At 73.5% G+C, this 18,516-nt stretch carries 17 protein-coding genes and 1 pseudogene; 11 read left to right on the top strand and 7 right to left on the bottom strand.

The window, feature by feature from the left end:
* The first annotated feature begins 400 nt into the window (after window positions 1-400).
* Entirely contained in the window at window positions 401-1,240 is an 840-nt protein-coding gene (locus OG994_RS22350) for a GNAT family N-acetyltransferase (RefSeq protein WP_328850869.1), read from the top strand.
* Here OG994_RS22350 and OG994_RS22345 read toward each other — a convergent pair.
* Together OG994_RS22345 and OG994_RS22340 are read right to left on the bottom strand one after the other, a co-directional pair.
* On the bottom strand, window positions 1,235-1,885 hold the full coding sequence (locus OG994_RS22345; protein WP_328850868.1) for a futalosine hydrolase: 651 nt from the start codon (window positions 1,883-1,885) through the stop codon (window positions 1,235-1,237). The genes OG994_RS22350 and OG994_RS22345 overlap by 6 nt on opposite strands.
* Window positions 1,882-3,498, bottom strand: coding sequence for an MFS transporter (locus OG994_RS22340; protein ID WP_328850867.1), 1,617 nt, complete (start codon window positions 3,496-3,498; stop codon window positions 1,882-1,884). The genes OG994_RS22345 and OG994_RS22340 overlap by 4 nt, the downstream gene beginning before the upstream one ends.
* Here OG994_RS22340 and OG994_RS22335 point away from each other — a divergent pair.
* A complete protein-coding gene (locus OG994_RS22335; protein WP_396843830.1) occupies window positions 3,497-4,426 on the top strand; it encodes a DUF3027 domain-containing protein in 930 nt (309 codons plus the stop codon). The two genes, OG994_RS22340 and OG994_RS22335, sit on opposite strands and share 2 nt — an antisense overlap.
* A gap of 6 nt (window positions 4,427-4,432) precedes the next feature.
* Here the strand turns inward: OG994_RS22335 and OG994_RS22330 are convergent, their stop codons facing one another.
* Complete coding sequence (locus tag OG994_RS22330; RefSeq protein WP_396843829.1) at window positions 4,433-4,639, bottom strand: DUF2530 domain-containing protein; 207 nt, start codon at window positions 4,637-4,639, stop codon at window positions 4,433-4,435.
* Between the two features lie 133 nt (window positions 4,640-4,772).
* Here OG994_RS22330 and OG994_RS22325 point away from each other — a divergent pair, with 133 nt between their 5' ends.
* The 5 genes from OG994_RS22325 (at window position 4,773) to thpR (ending at window position 9,424) form a co-directional block, all read left to right on the top strand.
* Window positions 4,773-6,245 (top strand): NCS2 family permease, encoded by a 1,473-nt coding sequence (locus tag OG994_RS22325; protein WP_120327868.1) that lies wholly within the window; start codon window positions 4,773-4,775, stop codon window positions 6,243-6,245.
* Window positions 6,246-6,361: 116 nt separating this feature from the next.
* Window positions 6,362-6,811 (top strand): MarR family transcriptional regulator, encoded by a 450-nt coding sequence (locus OG994_RS22320; RefSeq protein ID WP_192902105.1) that lies wholly within the window; start codon window positions 6,362-6,364, stop codon window positions 6,809-6,811.
* Window positions 6,812-6,885: 74 nt separating this feature from the next.
* The gene (locus OG994_RS22315) at window positions 6,886-8,169 is read left to right on the top strand and encodes an MFS transporter (protein WP_328850866.1); all 1,284 of its coding nucleotides are present in this window, start codon (window positions 6,886-6,888) and stop codon (window positions 8,167-8,169) included.
* Window positions 8,170-8,322: 153 nt separating this feature from the next.
* Window positions 8,323-8,832 (top strand): hypothetical protein, encoded by a 510-nt coding sequence (locus OG994_RS22310; protein ID WP_120327865.1) that lies wholly within the window; start codon window positions 8,323-8,325, stop codon window positions 8,830-8,832.
* Window positions 8,833-8,845: 13 nt separating this feature from the next.
* Entirely contained in the window at window positions 8,846-9,424 is a 579-nt protein-coding gene (gene thpR, locus OG994_RS22305; protein ID WP_328850865.1) for an RNA 2',3'-cyclic phosphodiesterase, read from the top strand.
* A gap of 104 nt (window positions 9,425-9,528) precedes the next feature.
* Here thpR and OG994_RS22300 read toward each other — a convergent pair whose 3' ends face one another.
* The 4 genes from OG994_RS22300 to OG994_RS22285 all read right to left on the bottom strand — a co-directional run bounded on the left by OG994_RS22300 (window position 9,529) and on the right by OG994_RS22285 (window position 14,466).
* Window positions 9,529-10,515, bottom strand: coding sequence for an aldo/keto reductase (locus OG994_RS22300; RefSeq protein WP_328850864.1), 987 nt, complete (start codon window positions 10,513-10,515; stop codon window positions 9,529-9,531).
* 210 nt (window positions 10,516-10,725) lie between these two features.
* A complete protein-coding gene (gene sepH, locus OG994_RS22295) occupies window positions 10,726-11,802 on the bottom strand; it encodes a septation protein SepH (protein WP_120327862.1) in 1,077 nt (358 codons plus the stop codon).
* 183 nt (window positions 11,803-11,985) lie between these two features.
* Window positions 11,986-13,113, bottom strand: a complete 1,128-nt coding sequence (gene serC, locus OG994_RS22290; protein ID WP_120327861.1) for a phosphoserine transaminase — start codon at window positions 13,111-13,113, stop codon at window positions 11,986-11,988.
* 246 nt (window positions 13,114-13,359) lie between these two features.
* Window positions 13,360-14,466, bottom strand: a complete 1,107-nt coding sequence (locus OG994_RS22285; RefSeq protein ID WP_120327860.1) for a citrate synthase 2 — start codon at window positions 14,464-14,466, stop codon at window positions 13,360-13,362.
* A 282-nt stretch (window positions 14,467-14,748) separates the two neighbouring features.
* Between OG994_RS22285 and pdxH the strand changes: the two genes are divergently transcribed.
* The 4 genes and pseudogenes from pdxH (at window position 14,749) to OG994_RS22265 (ending at window position 18,361) form a co-directional block, all read left to right on the top strand.
* Window positions 14,749-15,378, top strand: coding sequence for a pyridoxamine 5'-phosphate oxidase (gene pdxH / locus OG994_RS22280; protein ID WP_120328064.1), 630 nt, complete (start codon window positions 14,749-14,751; stop codon window positions 15,376-15,378).
* Window positions 15,375-16,652, top strand: a pseudogene (locus OG994_RS22275) (MFS transporter); the annotation flags it as partial. The gene pdxH and the pseudogene OG994_RS22275, both read left to right, overlap by 4 nt.
* 159 nt (window positions 16,653-16,811) lie before the next feature.
* A complete protein-coding gene (locus OG994_RS22270) occupies window positions 16,812-17,741 on the top strand; it encodes an aldose 1-epimerase family protein (protein ID WP_328850863.1) in 930 nt (309 codons plus the stop codon).
* 17 nt (window positions 17,742-17,758) lie between these two features.
* Window positions 17,759-18,361 carry a nitroreductase family protein gene (locus OG994_RS22265; protein ID WP_120327857.1) on the top strand — a complete coding sequence of 201 codons (603 nt, stop codon included), beginning with the start codon at window positions 17,759-17,761 and terminating at the stop codon, window positions 18,359-18,361.
* The last annotated feature ends 155 nt before the right edge of the window (window positions 18,362-18,516 follow it).

Below are 18,516 nucleotides of genomic sequence, written 5' to 3'. Positions count from 1 at the left end.
AGAGCCGCCGGAGAGCGCCGCCGGAGAGCGCCGCCGGAGAGCCGCCGGGAGAGCTGACGGGAGAGCGCCGCCGGAGCGCCGCCGGGAGATCTGACGGGGGAGCTGACGGGAGAGCGTCGCGGGGAGCGCCGCCGGGGGCCGTGGTGACCACCGATCGTCCCGGTCGGCGGGCCCTTGGTCGCCGCAGCTGTGGAAACGGCTGACTGTTCGGTTCGCTGCGCTCGATCCTCCGTGTGCGCCTGTTGATACCGCTTGGTCCGGAATGCGCTCAGTCTCAGATCTGGGGCAGCTCGACAGCGGCTGCGCCACCCAGCCGCCCCGGACGCGGTTGTCCACAGGGTTGTCCACAAGCGCGGGAGGGCTGTTGAAGCCCGGCGGCTCCTACGGGGACGATCGCGGGGTGACGGGCACCGAGCCGATCGACGTGGGGGCGGTGCTGCGCGCGTTGCGGCGACAGGCCGACCTCAGCCAGCGGGAGCTGGCTGAGCGGTCGGGCGTACCCAAGAGCACGCTGGCGAGGATCGAGAGCGGCCGTGGCGCCGAGCCGGGGTTCGCGACCGTGGAACGGTTGGTACGCGCGGCGGGTGGAGCGATGACGATCGGCGTCTCCGGCCCTCCAGGGCTCGGCCAGGTGCCGGCCACGCCGGACGACGAACGGCGGGACGAGGCCGGCCGGCGCTACCCGCCACACCTCGACCTGCGGGAGGTACGGAAGCTCACCGACTGGCCGGGCGCGTGGTGGGCGCACTGGTACACCCTGCCGCGCGAACGGTGGCCGCTACGGGTGCCGGCGGTGACGTACGACCTCGACCGCCGGCGTCGGGACGAACGTCGCTGGCGCGAACGGGTACGCCAGCAGGTACGGCTGCGGCGGGTCACCGGTGAGCTGCCGGAGGGCTCATGGCGGCTTCTCGCCGAGCTGCCCGACGGCGCACCGGTCGGTGAACTGCGCGCTCACGAGCGGAGCACGGACCTGCTGCTCGGAGAGAACCTTGGCGACCAGCGCGAGCTCATCCTCGACGGCGTGGTCGTGACCCCGGAACTTCGCCTGCTGGGTATCGGTCGGCGGCTGATCGGCCTGCTCACCGCGGAGATGGATCGCGCAGGGATCCACACCGTGCGGGCCGTGGCGGAGTTCGAGGAGATCCGGTTCCTGGCGGCGTGTGGCTTCACCGAGTCGGCGAGCCGGCCGGCGGCGCTGCGGCTCGACCGCACAGGGGCACACCCGCGCGCGTCATGACAGGGCGGGGGCGGCCTCGGTCAGGGCGGCGAGCGCCTCGCGCATCCGCCAGGCGCCCCTGTCGCGGGGACCGATGGGGTTGGAGACCGTACGCAGCTCGGCGAAGGGCAGCCCGGCCTGGGCGGCGGCCACGGCCACGCCGTACCCCTCCATGGCCTCGGCCACGGCGTCCGGGTAGCGGCGGCTGAGCGCCGCGGTGCTCGCCGCGGTGCCGGTCACCGTGTTGACGGTGAGCACCGGCCCGACCGTGGCCTCCGGCAGCGCCGCCCGGAGCGCGGCCAGCAGATCCGGGTCGGCGGGCACCGTGCTGCCGCCGCCCAGGAGCGCCGGCGGCATGCCGAGGGCGTCGATCGGGATGAAGCCGTCCGGGGACTCGGCGCCGAGGTCGGCGGCGATGCTCGCCGTGGCCAGCACGGTGCCGCCGACCGCGACCCGTTCGGCGAATCCGCCCGCCACGCCGGCACTGACCACGGCCCGGTACGGCCGGCCGGCCGCCTCGGCCAGCGCCAGCAGCCGCGCCGTGGCCGCACCCGCGACGGCCGGGCCCACCCCCACCGGGGCTACGGTCACCGCGGGATCGGTGAGGCCCGCCCGGATCGCGTCCGCCTCGGCGGGTACGGCGGTGACCACCAGCAGACCGCTCACGACACCGGCCCGCGCGGTCCCCGGCGGGACTCGTCGTCGCTCCCGCCCGCGCCGCCGACCGCCGACGAGGGACGGTAGATGTGGTAGCCGGGTGGGGCGAGCCCCGGCTCGTAGCCGGCCGTCTCACTGGGCGCCGGAGGGGGCGACGTCGGGCGGGGATCGTCGCCCTCCGGCCCGGCCCCGTCGGTGAGGTCGTCGGTCACCTCGTCGACCAGCTCGTCGTCGCCGAGCGGGCGGCCGGCGAGGCGCTCGCCGCGCAACCGGGCCGCCACGAGCACCCCGCGCACGGCGGCGAGCACGCCGACCCCGGCGGCGACCGCGATGCCGGTCAGGCCGTTGAACGGGACCAGCCCGAGGCCGCCCCCGGCCACGAACGCGAGCATCAGCACCGTCTCCGAGTGGGCGAAGGAGCTGGCCCGCAACCGCTCCGGGATGCGCTCCTGGATCGACGCGTCCACGGCCAGCTTGGCGACGCCGCTGAACAGCGCGGTGACCAGGCAGAGCAGGGCGACCATGGGCAGCGAGAACTTCACCACGGCGAGCACCGCCACGCCCGCCACGATGACCATGCTGCTGGACTGGATGGCGGCCGGACGGTGGATGCGCAGCCGGGTGCCGATGGCGGTGGCCAGGAAGGTCCCCACGGCCAGTGCCGCGCCGACCAGGCCGAGCGCCGCCTCGTCGGTGAGGTCCCGGCCGAACGCGACAGTCGTGAGATCGCCCTTCTTGATGGCGAAGGCCAGGAACAGCAGCAGGAAGCCGTAGAGCGCGCGCAGGGTGGCCGCCCCGATCAGGGAGGCGATCACCAGCCGGCCCGCCGGGCGTCCGCGGCCCAGCGGCCGGTCACCGGAGCGGCGGAGCAGCGCCCGCAGCGGGCGGGGCACCCGCTCCGGCGGCTCCGAGTCGGCCCTCGGTGGCAGCCGCAGCGCGATCACCATGCCGACCAGGAAGATCACGGACGCGACCCGCAGCGGCCACTGCGGCCCGAACCAGAACGCGGCCAGGCCGATCGGGGCGACCAGCGCGCCGGCCACCGTGCCGTAGACGCTCGCCCGTGCGCCCACCTGGGACAGGCCCAGCCCGTCGGGAAGCAACCTCGGCACGGCGGCCGAGCGCGCCACCCCGTACGCCCGGGAGAGCGCCAGCACCCCGAAGGCCGCCGGATAGAGCCCGAAGCCGTGGATGTAGTCGGAGATCAGCCAGGCGAGGAACGCCCGACCGAGCATCGTGGCGGCCAGCGCGTACCGGCGGCCGTGCCGGAAGTGGTCGAGCAGCGGCCCGACCACGGGCGCGAGCATGGCGAACGGCACCATGGTCACCAGCAGGTAGAGCGCCACCTTGCTGCGCGCCTCGCCGAGCGGCACGTTGAAGAAGATCGTCCCCGCCAGGCCGATGGCGATCAGCGTGTCCCCGGCGCAGGAGACCGCGTGCAGGTCGAAGAGGCGGACCATCCCGACCTCGCCACCCGCACCACGGGCCCGGACCCGGACGGCCCGCCGGGTCACCCACCGGCCGCTGCCGATCGAGCCACGCAGCAGCAGCCGGACGAAGCGGATGCCGGTGCCGACGGTCCGCCCGAGGACGGATCGCTCAGGGCGGGAGGACAGCGGCATGTGCACCATCCTCGCCCATCTGATCCTCCCGTGCCGCACCATGTGCGCAGAACGTGGTCGGGGAGTCCCTGTCGCAGGAGGCGTAGGCATGGGGAACAATGGTCGGGTGACCAGGCCCGCCTCCACCCGTGCCGCCCGTCTCGACCAGATCTGCGCCGCCGCGGTCGACGTGGCGCGCGCAGGCATCACCGAGGTGGACCCGTCCGACGTCGGCGATCACCTCCAGGCGGTGGCCGAGGGCGAGCGGCTGGTGACGCACTACTTCGAGTGCAAGCTGGCCGGCTACCGGGGCTGGCGCTGGGCCGTCACCGTCACCCGGGTGCCCCGCAGCCGCAACGTGACCATCTGCGAGACCGTCCTGCTGCCCGGCACCGACGCGCTCCTCGCCCCCGGCTGGCTGCCCTGGCAGGAGCGGCTCAAGCCGGGCGACCTGGGCCCCGGCGACCTGCTGCCCACCCCGCCCGACGACGAGCGCCTCGTCCCCGGCTACGTGCTCTCCGACGACCCGGCGGTCGAGGAGACCGCGTGGGAGCTGGGGCTGGGCCGGGCGCGGGTGCTGTCCCGGCAGGGGCGCGCCGAGGCCGCCCAGCGGTGGTACGACGGCGACCACGGCCCGTCCGCCCCGATCTCCACGTCGGCACCGGCCTCGGCCCGCTGCGGCACCTGCGGCTTCTACCTGCCGCTGGCCGGCTCCCTACGGCAGGCCTTCGGCGCCTGCGGCAACTTCTACGCCCCGGACGACGGTCGGGTGGTGAGCGCCGACCACGGCTGCGGCGCGCACTCGGAAACCCTCATCGAGGCGGCCGAGACGTCCGTCGACGAGATGCCCACCGTCTACGACGACAGCGCCGTGGAGACGATCGCCGTCAGCCGGGCGCCGGGGTCGGTCGAGGCGGCCGAGCCGTCGGAGCCGTACGGCCACCCCTGACGGGGGTCAGCGGCCGGCGGCGCGGCGGCGACGCCGGTTCGCGTCGTGCCGCATCATCACCGCGAGACCGGGGATCCCCCAGAGAAAACCGGCCAGGCAGATCCAGAGCCAGCTCTCGTGGTCGTGCTCGGTGAGCCAGTCGCGGAAGAAGACCAGCAGCACCAACCCGGCGACCGCCCAGCCGGCCATTCCGGCGAGGGCGAACGGCACCATCGGCGGATCGAGCGGCTCGGGCCGCGGCTGCTGCGGGGTCGGCACGCGGCAAGCGTACGCGATCAACTTTCCTGCCTGACCGCTGATCTGGGACGATGCGCGCGACGACCCGAAGATCACCTGCGAGGACCTGATGGCAGTAGCGCCGCCCGACAACGGCACACCACCCCACCCCCCGCGTAACGGATTCGACCGGTTCTTCGAGATCTCCGCCCGCGGCTCGACGCTGAGCCGCGAGGTACGCGGTGGTCTGGCGACCTTCTTCACGATGGCGTACATCGTGGTGCTCAACCCGCTCATCCTCGGCAGTGCCGTCGACGGCGACGGCAAGACCCTTCCGATCCCGGCGATCGCCGCGGCGACGGCGCTCGTCGCCGGTGTCATGACGATCCTCATGGGCGTGGTCGGCCGGTTCCCGCTGGCGCTCGCCGCCGGCCTCGGCGTGAACGCGCTGGTCGCGTACGAGATCGCACCGGAGATGACCTGGGCCGACGCGATGGGCCTCGTGGTGATCGAAGGTGTGATCATCGCGATCCTGGTGCTGACCGGTCTGCGTACCGCCGTGTTCCGCTCGGTGCCGACCCAGCTGAAGACGGCGATCGGCGTGGGCATCGGCCTCTTCCTGACGATCATCGGTCTGGTCGACGCCGGCTTCGTCCGGCGCATCCCGGACGTCGCGAACACGACCGTCCCGGTCGAACTGGGCATGGGCGGCAAGCTGGCCAGTTGGCCGCTGCTGGTCTTCGTGGTCGGGCTGCTGGTCACCCTGGTGCTGGTGGTCCGTCGGGTGCGGGGCGCGATCCTGATCGGGATCATCGGCTCGACCGTGCTGGCGATCATCGTCGAGGCGATCGCGAAGGTCGGGCCGTCGGTGGTCGACGGCAAGCCCAACCCGAGCGGCTGGTCGCTGAACGTCCCCGAGCTGCCGAAGACGGTGGTGGACGTGCCGGACCTGTCGCTGCTGGGCAACTTCAACGTGCTCGGCTCGTGGACCCGCGCCGGCTGGCTCGTCGTGCTGATGTTCGTCTTCACCCTGCTCGTGGCGGACTTCTTCGACACGATGGGCACGATGGTCGCGATCGGCCAGGAGGGCGACATGCTCGACGAGCGGGGCACCCCGCCGCGGGCGAAGGAGATCCTGCTGGTCGACTCGATCGCCGCGGCCGCGGGTGGTGCGGCGAGCACCTCCAGCAACACCGCGTACATCGAGAGCGCCGCCGGTGTGGCGGAGGGCGCCCGGACGGGTGTGGCCAACCTGGTCACCGGCGCGCTGTTCCTGCTGGCCATGTTCCTGACGCCGCTCGTGGTGGTGGTGCCGTTCGAGGCGGCCTCCATCGCGCTGGTCGTGGTCGGCTTCCTCATGATGACCGCCGTGCGGACGATCGACTGGTCCGACTACGAGATCGGCATCCCGGCGTTCCTCACGATCGTCCTCATGCCGTTCACCTACTCGATCTCCAACGGGATCGGGGCCGGCGTGATCACGTTCGTCCTGTTGAAGCTGGTCAAGGGGAAGGGCCGCGAGGTGCACCCGCTGCTGTACGCGGTGGCCGTGCTCTTCGTCGTCTACTTCCTGCGCGGGCCCGTCGAGTCCGTGGTGCTGTGACGCCCGCGCCCCGGGGCCGGTGGAACCGGACCTCCGGCCCCGGGGCGGGACGTAAGTCCCGTGAGCCTGGTCATATCTTACGTCCTTAGCCATGCTCATTAGTTATGCTAACTATCGTGACGGAGCGGACGGTGACTGCGAAACGCGTGCCACCGGCGCAGCTGGCTCCCCAGCTGCGTGATGCGATCACCCGACTCAACCGGCGGGTCCGGCAGGCCCGGCCCGTCGGCGACCTGACGGCCACCCAGCTCTCGGCGCTCACCAGCCTGCACCTCGCGGGCGCGCTGACGCCCCGGGAGCTGGCCGACGTCGAGCGGGTGCAGCCGCCGACGATGACCAGGATCGTCGCGAAGCTGGAGGAGCGCGGCCTCGTGCAGCGCACACCCCATCCGACCGACGGCCGCCAGGTCATCCTCGCGCCGACCGAGGGGGGACGGGCGGTGCTCGAACAGTTCGAGCGAGCCCGTAACGAATGGCTCGCCAACCGGCTGGCCGAACTCACCGAGGCCGACAGGGAGACGTTGCGGAGGGCCGCCGAGGTCCTCCAGCAGATCGCTCGCGCCTGAGCCACGCGCCCGCGCCACCGGGTCCGCGCCGTCCGTCGTCGATGACGCGTACGACTCGAGGAGGCGCACCTAGAGTGCAGGCCAGGTTGAGCACCATGTTCCAGTCCCTACAGGTCCGCAACTACCGGCTCTTCGCCACCGGGCAGCTCATCAAGCTGCTCGGCGTCTGGATGATGTACATCGCCCAGGACTGGCTCGTACTCGACCTCTCCGACAACTCCGCCACCGCGCTCGGCGTGGTGACCGCGCTCCAGTTCACGCCCGTACTGCTGCTCACCCTGATCTCCGGCCGGCTCGCCGACCGCTACGACAAGCGGATCCTGCTCTTCGCCGCGAACGCCCTGTGGACCGTGCTGGCGCTCGGCATGAGCCTGCTGGTCCTCACCGGCCTGGTCGAGATCTGGCACGTGTTCGCGTTCGCCCTCCTCCTCGGCGTCGCGAACGCGGTCGAGACGCCGGTCCGGCAGGCGTTCGTCTCCGAGCTGGTCGGCGTGTCGCTGCTGCCGAACGCGCTCTCGCTCAACGCGGCCGTGTTCAACTCCGCGCGGATCGTCGGCCCGGCCCTCGCCGGTCTGGCCATCGCGGCCTTCGACGTCGGCCCCGTCTTCCTCTTCACCGCGCTCAGCTCGATCGCCCCGCTCGTGAACGTGGTGCGGATGCGGACGTCCGAACTGCACCGGGAGGCGCTCCCGCCGCGCGACGAGCGGGCCGAGGCCCGGGTGGTCGACGGGCTGCGGTACGTGTGGAGGCGATCCGACCTGCTGCTCCCCATGGTGATCATGTCGGTGATCGGCATGTCGCTGTTCAACTTCCAGCTCACCCTGGCGGCGCTGGCCAAGACGGTGTTCAATACCGGCGCCGCCTCGTTCGGCCTGTTCAGCACCGCGCTTGCCGTCGGTGCGCTCGGCGGCGCGCTGTCCGGCACCGGGCGGCGTAGCCGGCCCTCGGTCTGGCTGGTGCTGGGCGCCGCCATCGCCTGCGCGACCTTCGGGACGCTGGTCGGCCTCGCCCCGACGTACTGGCTGGTCGTGGCGCTGCTGGTGCCGACCGGGTTCTTCATGGTCTTCTTCGCCCAGGCCGCCAACCAGCGGGTGCAGCTCGGCGTGGACGCCGCGTTCCGCGGGCGGGTCATGGCCCTGTGGGTGCTGGTGTTCCTCGGCACCAACCCGGTCGGCGCGCCCCTGATCGGCTGGGTCGCCGAGACGTTCGGCGCCGGCGCCGCCATCTGGATCGGCGGCCTGATCTCGCTGGCCACGGCGCTGCTCGCGCTGACCTGGCAGCTGCGCCGCTCCGGCGCCCGGATCCGGTTCCGCGTGCTGCCGATGCCGCGGTTCTATGTGACGCAGACCGAGAGCTGAGCAAGGAGGGGCCCCTGCTCAACGGATTCCGTCGAGCAGGGGGTCCCCTTTCCACGGGTCCACCTCCGATGGCCCGAGGCGTCCGGATGCGCGGATGGCGCGGATGCCGCTATTCCGGTGGCGGAGCCGGACGGGGCAGCTTAGCGTCGATGCGTGGGTGTCGGACGCGCGCTGCTGCTGGCCCTGGCGTTCCTCGCCGTGGCCAGCCTGCCTGCGGTCATCGCCCTGCTCTTCTGCGCCGACGAGATCATCGACCGCGTGGTCTGCGGCTACACCGAGTGGCGCGACCGCCGGCGCGAGCGTCGCGTCATCGCCCGCCTCGACAAGGCCATCGAGGCCGACGCGCTGACCCGCGACATCGACCTGTCCGAGTTCGACCGGGAGGGCCGCCGGCCGCTGGAACAGCTCGCCGCCGACCTGCGCCGGCTCGGGAGCCAACGACTCGACGGCGCGGGCCGGCCCATGGTGTGGCACGGCGCGGTCCTCCAGGCGTACGACGACCGGCTCCGGATGGCCTGCCGTGCCCTCGGCATCACTGAGCACCTCGGCGAGCTGGACGGCGTCGACCAGGAGATCGAGCGGGTGCGGGTCGAGGGGCTGCTGCACGCCGCCGGCCTGACCCTGCCGGCCGCCCGCACCGGGCGCCGCCAGCAGCACCGGTGAGGACGTCGACGGGTTGAGGCTCTTCGTCGCGGTCTACCCGCCGGCGGAGGCGGTCGCCCACCTGACCGCCCAGGTCGCCCGCCTGCGGGTCGGGGCGGCGTCCGCGGCCGGGACGAACGTCCGGCTCGCCGACCCGGCGCACGCCCACCTCACCCTCGCCTTCCTCGGCGACGTCGAGGCGGACCGGCTCATCGACGTGGAGAGCGCGCTCGGGCTCGCCGCCCAGTGGTTCCGCGACAGCCGGGAGGCGCCCCCGCGACTCCGGCTGGGCGGCGGCGGCCGGTTCGGGCAGGGCCGCTTCACGATCCTCTGGGTCGACGTGCGCGGTGAGGTGGACGCGCTCACCGTCCTGGCCCGCCTGATCCGCTCCCGGTTGCGGCACGCCCGCCTGCCGTACGACGAGAAGCCGTTCCGCCCGCACCTCACGGTCGCCCGGCCCGGTGACCGGGTGGACGGGGCCGACATCGACGCGGACCGGGCCACCCTGGACGGCTACCTCGGGCCGGAGTGGCCGGCGGCCGAGGTGGTGCTCACCCGCAGCCACCCCGGCCCCCGGCCCCGCTACGACCGGGTCGCCGCCTGGCCGCTGTAGCCCCGCACCTCTCCTGCGCGATCTTGCACTTCCTGCCCCGACAAAAGGTGCATAAGCCGTATATCGAGGGCGCAAAGTGCAAGATCGACGCCAGAAGGAGAGTGTTACCAGGCCCACGCCTCCGGGCCGGGGCCGCCGTTGCCGATCGGCGGGAACAGCTCGTCCAGCCGGGCGAGGGTGGCCTCGTCGAGGTGGACGTCGAGCGCGCCGAGGGACCGGTCCAGCTGCTCGGCCGTACGCGGGCCGATGATCGGCGCGGTCACACCCGGCCGGGTGAGCAGCCAGCCCAGCGCCACGTCGGCCGGGTCGTGGCCGAGGTCGGCGCAGAGCTTCTCGTACGCCTCGATGGTGGCCCGGTGCGTGGCCAGCGTGTCGGCCGAGCGGCCGTCCGTGCCCCGCTTCGCCGTGCCCTCGGCCATCTTGCGCAGCAGCCCCGCGAGCAGGCCGCCGTGCAGCGGCGACCAGGGGATGATGCCCAGCCCGTGGTGCTGCGCGGCGGGGATCACCTCCAGCTCGACGTGGCGGGTCAGGAGGTTGTAGATGCACTGCTCGGAGACGAGGCCGAGGAAGTTGCGCCGGGCGGCGGCCGCCTGCGCCACTGAGATGTGCCATCCGGCGAAGTTGGACGATCCGACGTAGAGCACCTTGCCCTGCGCGACGAGCGTCTCCATCGCCTGCCAGATCTCCTCCCACGGGGTCGTGCGGGAGATGTGGTGCATCTGGTAGAGGTCGATGGTGTCGGTCTGGAGGCGGCGCAGCGAGTCCTCGCAGGCCCGGATGATGTGCCGTGCGGAGAGGCCCTGCTCGTTGGGCCAGTCGCCCATCCGGCCGTAGACCTTCGTGGCCAGTACGACCTTCTCCCGCCGGCCCCCGCCCTGGGCGAACCAGCGGCCGATGATCTGCTCGGTGACCCCTTCGCCGGTCTTCCAGCCGTAGACGTTGGCCGTGTCGAAGAAGTTGATGCCGTGCTCCAGCGCGCGATCCATAATCGCGTAGCTGTCGGGCTCCGAGGTCTGCGGGCCGAAGTTCATCGTGCCGAGGCAGAGGCGGCTGACCGAGAGGCCGGTGCGGCCCAGATTCGTGTACTCCATGACCCGAGCCTGCCACCGTGACGCGGGCCGCGCCTCACGACGGGCGGGTGGAAACGCACACCCGCCCGTCGCGGCGCAGGTCGAGGACGTGGCAGGCCACCAGGCCGCGACGCGGGAGCCGGCCGCTGTGGGCGCAGCCGGCCACGAACACGACCGCGCGCGCCGCCGGTGCGTGACCTCAGGAGGACCCGCGGGCCGCTGGCGTACGGCTCAGGAGGACTCGCGGGCCGCCGGGCCGCTGCCGAAGAGGACGTCGTCCCAGCTCGGCAGGCGCTTGCGCGGCTTGCCCGAGGTGTCGGTGGCCTCGTTCCCGCCGGCTCCCGTGCCGGTGCGGCGCGGGCGGAGGACCGCCAGCGACGGCACGGCCGGCACCTCCTTGGGCGCGTCCGAGTCGTCGTCGAAGGCCGAACCCGGGCCGCCGCCGAGCAGCGCGGCCGCCCCGCCGGTGACCGCCCGCTGCCGGGGCGCGTCGGACCCCGCGAGCGCGGCCGGCGTACGCGGCTCCAGACCCCGGCCCGACGAACCGCCGAGCGGCCGGTCGAGCGAGGCCAGCAGGGCGTCCCGCCCGGCCCGGATCGGGTCGCGACCCGGGCGTGCGTGCTCGGCGGGCGTCGGCAGCCCGTGCCCGCCGCGGCTCGGCTCGCCCCGCGACGGCCCCGGCAGGGCGTGCCCGCCCCGCTCCGGCGCCGGCTCCTGGCCGAGGATCGGCGTGGGCCGCTCGGCGCACAGGTACTGCGCCATGTCGTCGTGCGGCGCGACGGCCTGCCGCGTCTTGTCGAGGACCCAGATCGCCTGCGCGGTGGCCTTCCCGGACGGCCAGGTGGCGATGATCCGCCAGGTGCCGTCGTCCCGCCGGTAGGCGTCCCAGGAGATCTTCTCGGTGTCGATGCCGTGCTGGGCCAGCCGGCCGTTGACCACCTCGGCCAGGGGAGTCGGCTTCTCGGCGCCCTTGAGCCGGGTGCGGCGCGCGTGCTGGGCGAGCATGGCCCGCTCCTGCAGCACCGGGCCGGCGTAGCGCAGCACGCGGTCGACCGGCACACCGGCGATACGGGCGACGTCCTCAGCGGACTCGCCGGAGCGGATGCGGGCCTGGATGTCCCGCGGCGACAGGGACGGCACCGGGTCGGCGGCGGCCGGTGCCACGGCGAGCGGCGGGCTGCCCGGATCGGCGTGCAACGCCGAGGTCACGCGCTCGTCGATCGGGAGCGCGAGCAGCCGCCCCACCTCGTCGGCGAGCACCAGCGCCTGGCCGTCCTCGGAAAGGGCGACGAAGCGTACTGGGCGCATATCGTTGCCTCCGTCCCGCTTCGTTGGCCGCACGCCACAGGCCAGCCACCCGGGCGTCTCGCACCACCGTACGCTCATCTGCCCGCGGGTGGGGGATGCGACACCCGCATGTCGCGGATGAGCAGCGGCGATGATCACCGTGGGTGGCCGCGGCGGTTGCCGCGGCCACCCAACGTCACGATGTCAGAGCCGCTCGACCACGTAGTCGATGGACGCGGTCAGCGCCTCGACGTCGGCCGGCTCGACGGCCGGGAAGAGCGCGACCCGCAGCTGGTTGCGGCCGAGCTTGCGGTAGGGCTCCGTGTCGACGATGCCGTTGGCGCGCAACACCTTGGCGATCGCCCCCGCGTCCACCCCGTCGACGAAGTCGATCGTGGCGACCACGTTGGACCGCAGCGCCGGGTCGGCCACGAACGGCGTGGCCACCGCCGAACGCTCGGCCCATCCGTACACGATGGAGGCGCTCTCGGCTGTCCGCTTCGCGGCCCAGGCCAGGCCGCCCTGGCCGTTCATCCAGTCGGTCTGCTCGGCGGCCAGGAAGATCGTCGCCAGCGCCGGCGTGTTGTACGTCTGCTCCAGCCGGGAGTTGTCGATGGCGGTGACCAGGTCCAGGAAGGCCGGGATGTACCGCCCGGACGCCTTGATCTCGGCGGCCCGCTCCAGCGCCGCCGGGGACATGAGGGCCAGCCACAGGCCACCGTCGGAGCCGAAGCACTTCTGCGGTGCGAAGTAGTAGACGTCCGTCTCGGCGACGTCCACGTCGAGGCCGCCGGCGCCCGAGGTGGCGTCCACCAGCAGCAGCGAGCCCTCGTCGGCGCCGGGGACCCGGGAGATCGGCACGGCCACGCCGGTGGAGGTCTCGTTGTGCGGGGTCGCGTACACGTCGACGCCCGCCTCGGCGACCAGGCTCGGCGCGGTGCCCGCGTCCGACTTGTGAATGGTCGGCTCACCGAGGAACGGCGCGTCCTTGACGGCCTTCGCGAACTTCGCGCCGAACTCGCCGAAGCTGGCGAACTGGGCCCGGTCGCGGATCAGGCCGAACGTGGCGACCTCCCAGAAGGCGGTGGTGCCGCCGTTGCCGAGCACCACCTCGTACCCCTCGGGGAGGGAGAAGAACTCGGCGATGCCGCGACGCAGCCGGGCGACCTGGTCGCGCACCGTCTTCTGGCGGTGGGAGGTGCCGAGGTACGTGGTGGCGACGTCGGCCAGGGCGGAGACCGCCGCCGGACGAACCTTGGACGGCCCGCAGCCGAACCGTCCGTCGGCGGGCTTGATCTCGTCGGGAATCCGGATGGTCGGTGCGTCAGCCACGGTTGTCTCGATCCTTCCGCGTGGGCGAGGGCTGGCCCTTCAGCGGGCGCGGAGCGACGGCGGCCGCGCGCGGGCGCGCGGGGGAGCCGGGTCCGAGCCCGGTCCGGCGGCGCTGCCGGCCTTCATCCTCCCATCCGGGCCGGGCCGGTCGACCGCTGGTCCCACACCGCGACGTGAGGGATGCGCCACACGGTGAAGGCCCCGACCGAGGGGTCGGGGCCTTCAGCGGGGGTCAGAGAGCGGGCGTCACACGCCGTGCGGGATGGCGTCCCAGCCCTCGACCTCCTGCGGCTTGCGGGGGCCGGGGCCGACGTAGCGGGCCGAGGGGCGTACGAGGCGCTGGAGCTTCTTCTGCTCCAGGATGTGCGCGCTCCAGCCACCCATCCGGGCGCAGGTGAACATCGAGGTGAACATGTGCGCCGGCACCTCGGCGAAGTCGAGCACCACGGCGGACCAGAACTCGACGTTGGTCGCCAGCACCCGGTCCGGCTTGCGGTTGTGCAGCTCGTCCAGGGCGGCCTTCTCCAGCGCCTCGGCCACCTCGAAGCGGGGCGCACCCAGCTCCTTGGCGGTCCGCCGGAGCACCCGGGCGCGCGGGTCCTCGGCCCGGTAGACGCGGTGCCCGAAGCCCATGAGCCGCTCGCCCCGGTCCAGCACGCCCTTGACGTAACCCTCGGCGTCGCCGCTGCGCTCGACCGCCTCCAGCATGTTCAGCACCCGGGACGGCGCGCCGCCGTGCAGGGGGCCGGAGAGCGCCCCGATGCCGGAGGAGATGCAGGCCGCGGCGTCCGCGCCGGTCGAGGCGACGATCCGGGCCGTGAAGGTGGAGGCGTTCAGGCCGTGCTCGGCGGCCGAGATGAAGTACGCGTCGACGGCCTTCACGTGCCGCGGGTCGGGCTCACCCCGCCAGCGCTTCATGAAGCGCTCCACGATCGTGGACGCCTTGTCGATCTCCTTCTGCGGCACGGCCGGCAGCCCCAGGCCCCGGGCGGACTGGGCGACGAAGGAGAGCGCCGTCACCGAGACCCGGGCGAGATCCTCGCGGGCCTGCTCGTCGGAGATGTCCAGCAGCTGGTTGAGCCCCCAGTACGGCGCGAGCATCGCGACCGCGGACTGCACGTCGACGCGGATGTCGCCGGAGTGCACCGGCACCGGGAACGGCTCCGCGGGCGGCAGACCGGGCCCGAAACGGCCGTCGACCAGCAGGGCCCACACGTTGCCGAACGAGACCTGGCCGATCAGATCCTCGATGTCCACACCGCGGTAGCGCAGCGCACCGCCTTCCCGGTCGGGTTCGGCGATCTCCGTCTCGAAGGCGACGACGCCTTCCAGTCCCGGTTTGAAGTCGGCCATGTCGCTCTCCTGGCTCTGGTCGGTGCGCCTGGTCGCGCTCAACGCGGCCCGGCCGGTCGAGCACCGTTGGCGACCCTCAGGGATGTGTTCGGAACATCTTGCCTGCTGGGTAACCGAGTCCGCGACCCGCAGCGACTGTGCCGCACGCGACATCCCCGCCCGAGCGCCGCGTCCGAGGCTGGGCAAGACTGGGGCGTACGGGCCGCCAGCCCTGCCCGGCGTGGCCGGCCCGGTGAGAAGGAGTGGAACGACGTGACGGGCGACACACCCGCCCCGGCCGCGATGCGTAACGAGTACGCCGCGGACCGGGGCCTTTCCGAGTCCGAGCTGGCCGGCGACTGGCACACCCAGTTCGCCCGCTGGTTCGCCGAGGCGGTGGCCTTCGGGCTGCCCGAGCCGAACGCCATGGTCGTCGGCACGGCCGACGCCGCCGGGCGGCCCAGCGGGCGGACGGTCCTGCTGAAGGGGTACGACCCGGACGGCTTTGTCTTCTTCACCAACCACACGTCGCGCAAGGGCGCCGAGGCGGCCGCCAACCCGTACGCCAGCCTGGTCTTCCCCTGGTTCCCGATGCAGCGGCAGGTCGTGGTCGCCGGCACCGTCGAGCCGGTGGACCGGGCGGAGACCGAGGCGTACTTCGCCACCCGGCCCCGCACGTCCCAGATCGGCGCGTGGGCGAGCCCGCAGTCGCAGGTGATCCCGGACCGGGCGGCGCTGGAGGAGCGCTACCGCGAGGCGGCGGAGCGGTTCGCCGACGCGGCGTCGATCCCCGCCCCGCCGCACTGGGGCGGGCTGCGCGTCCGTCCCGAGTCGGTGGAGTTCTGGCAGGGCCGGGCGGGCCGGTTGCACGACCGGCTGCGGTTCCGGCGTACCGGGGCCGGCGACTGGACCGTCGAACGGCTGGCGCCGTGACGGCGGCGCCGGAGGCCCGGCGGCGGGGACTGCGCCGCCTGGCGATCGACCTGCGTCCGCTGGGGGTGGCGGACTACCGGCGGATCTGGCTCGGCAACGGCGTGGCCATGTTCGGCTTCCAGTTCACCGCCGTCGCCGTGCCCGTCGAGATGTACGACCTCACCCGGGACTCGTTCTGGGTCGGCCTGCTCGGCGTCGCCGGGTTCGTGCCGCTGCTGATCTTCGGGCTCTGGGGCGGCGCGGTCGCCGACGCCCGGGACCGCCGCAAGGTGCTGCTGGGCGCGGGCGCGCTGCTCTGGGCGTCGACCCTCGGGCTGCTGGCCCAGTCGCTGTTCCAGGTGGGCAGTCCGGTGCTGCTCCTGCTCCTGGTGGCGGTGCAGTCCACGGCGTTCGCGATCACGTCGCCGGCCCGCAGCGCCATCCTGCCGCGGCTCGTGCCGGAGAAGCTGGTCCCGGCGGCCACCACGCTGAACTACACGACGTTCACGGCGGCGTCGGTGGTCGGTCCGCTCGCGGCCGGCATGATCTTCACCTGGTGGGGCACCGACGTCGGCCTGCCCGTCGCGTACGCGGTCGACGCACTGCTGTTCACCGTCTCGCTCTGGGCCACCCTGCGGCTGCCCGCGCTGCCGCCCGAGCCCGATCCGGGCGGCGGCGACACGCCGCGCAAGGCGGGCCTCGCCAGCGTGGTGGACGGGTTCCGCTACCTGGCCACCACGCCGGTCCTGCTGCTCTCGTTCGCCGTCGACCTCATCGCCATGATCCTGGCGATGCCGCGGGCGCTCTTCCCCGAGATCGCGCACGAGCGGTTCGGCGACGGCGGGGCGGTCGGCTGGCTGTACAGCGCCATCGCCATCGGCTCGATGCTCGGCGGGCTCACCTCCGGCTGGATCGGCCGGCTGCGCCGGCAGGGGCTCGGGCTCGTGGTCGCCGTGGTCGCGTGGGGCGTGGCCATCGCGGCGGCCGGGCTGGCCCACCAGCTCTGGCTGATGGTCCTGCTGCTCGGCGTGGCCGGCGCCGCCGACCTGGTCAGCGCCGTGCTGCGCCAGTCCATGCTGCTGGTGTACGCGCCGGACCGGATGCGGGGCCGGCTCCAGGGCGTGAACACCGTCGTGGTCGCGGGCGGGCCGCGCCTGGGCGACCTGCGGGCCGGTGCCATGGCGGCGGGGCTGGGCGGCGGTGTCGCCTGGGTGGCCGGTGGCGTCGCCTCGGCCGTGCTCGTGGTGGTGCTCGCCGTCGCGTTCCCGGCCCTGCTGCGCTACCGGGCGGCGACCGCCACCGGCACCGACGTGGCGACGGCCGCCGACGGCGGGCGGGCCAGCAGCGCGGCCGACGGCGAGGCGGCGAGCGGCGACCCGGCGGGCGCCACGTCGCGCGGCGGCGGGGCGGCGGCACCGGGCGGTGACCGCGAGTGACCGGTTAGGGTCGCCGACATGAGCACCCCTGATCACCGTTCCCCCTCGGGCGCCCAGTGGACCATCGCGGCCGACGGCCACGAGGCCGTCGTCGTCGAGGTGGGCGGCGGGCTGCGGACGTACCGGCACGACGGCGTGGACTACGTCGACGGGTACGCCGAGGACGAGCTGTGCCCCGGCTGCGCCGGGCAGGTGCTCGCGCCGTGGCCGAACCGGATCCGGGACGGGCGGTACACGCTCGGCGAGCGGACGCACCAGCTGCCGCTGACCGAGCCGGAGCGGCACGTGGCGATCCACGGGCTGGTCAACTGGGTGCCCTGGCGGCTGCTGGAGCGCTCGCCGGACGCGGTGACGGTCGGCTACGCGCTGCCGCCGCAGCCCGGCTACCCGTGGGAGCTGCACCTGCGCAGCCGGTGGAGTGTCGGGGCGGACGGTCTGCGCGCCGAGCACGAGGTGCGCAACGTCAGCACCGAGCCGGCCCCGTTCGGCTTCTCCGTGCACCCGTACCTGCAACTGCCCGGGGTCGCGGTCGACGACCTGTCGATGCGGCTGCCCGCCCGGACCCGGCTCCTCGTGGACGACCGGCTGCTGCCGATCGCGGCCACCGAGGTGGCCGGCACCGAGTACGACTGGACGAGCCCCCGCCGCATCGGTGACGCCGTCCTCGACCTCGCGTTCGGCGACGTCATCCGGGACGAGGACGGCGGATCGTCGGTGAGCCTCGCGGCTCCGGACGGCTCGGCCGGCGTGACCATCTGGGCCGATCGGGAGTTCGGTTGGTGGCAGGTCTTCTCGGGCGACACGCTCACCGGGGAGCGGCACCGCCGATCGGTGGCGATCGAGCCCATGACCTGCCCGCCCGACGCGTTCCGCTCCGGGCGCGACGTGATCATGTTGAAGCCGGGGGAGACCTGGCGGGGCGTCTGGGGCGTCCGCCCGGGCGCCTGACCGGCAGGGGGAGCCGCATGGAGTTCGCCGAGGTCGTCCGGCGCCGGCGGATGGTGCGCAACTACGACCCGGACCGGCCCGTCCCGCCCGAGGTCGTGGAGCGGCTGCTCGACCACGCGGTCCGCGCGCCCTCCGCCGGCTTCGCGCAGGGCTGGGGGTTCCTGGTGCTGGAGGAGCCGGCCGACCGGGAGCGGTTCTGGGCGGCCACCACGCCGGGCGGCGGCGGCCGGGAGCGCTGGCTGGCCGGGATGCGGCGGGCGCCGCTCATCGTCGTACCGCACGCGAACCGCTCGGTGTACCTGGAGCGGTACGCCGAGCCGGACAAGGGCTGGACGGACCGCTCCACGGAGCGCTGGCCGGTGCCCTACTGGTACGTGGACACCGGTTTCGCGGCCCTGCTGATGCTGCTCACCGCCGTGGACGAGGGACTCGGGGCGTGCTTCTTCGGCATTCCGCCCCAGCGGCTGGCGGCATACCGGGAGGCGTTCGGCGTACCGGAGGAGTTCGCGCCGATCGGTGCGGTCACGGTGGGTTACCGGGCACCGGACCATCGGTCACCGTCGCTGCGCCGGGGACGCCGACCGGTCGACGACGTGGTCCGGCGCGGACGGTGGAGTTGAGCGGCACGCCGGATTCGTCCCGTTGAAGATCGGGCGAGCGGTAGCGAAACTGACATCAGGGAGCAGAACGCGGTGTGCGACAGGCGGCTAGGCTGGCACGGTCATCGGTGCCGCGCCGTGCGGTGCCACGCCGCGACCCGGCACGGCGCCGTCGG

The organism is Micromonospora globbae (assembly GCF_036184225.1).
Taxonomy (GTDB): Bacteria; Actinomycetota; Actinomycetes; order Mycobacteriales; family Micromonosporaceae; genus Micromonospora; species Micromonospora globbae.
Note: the sequence above shows the minus strand (reverse complement) of the source record. Positions and strands in the feature narration are given on the sequence as shown.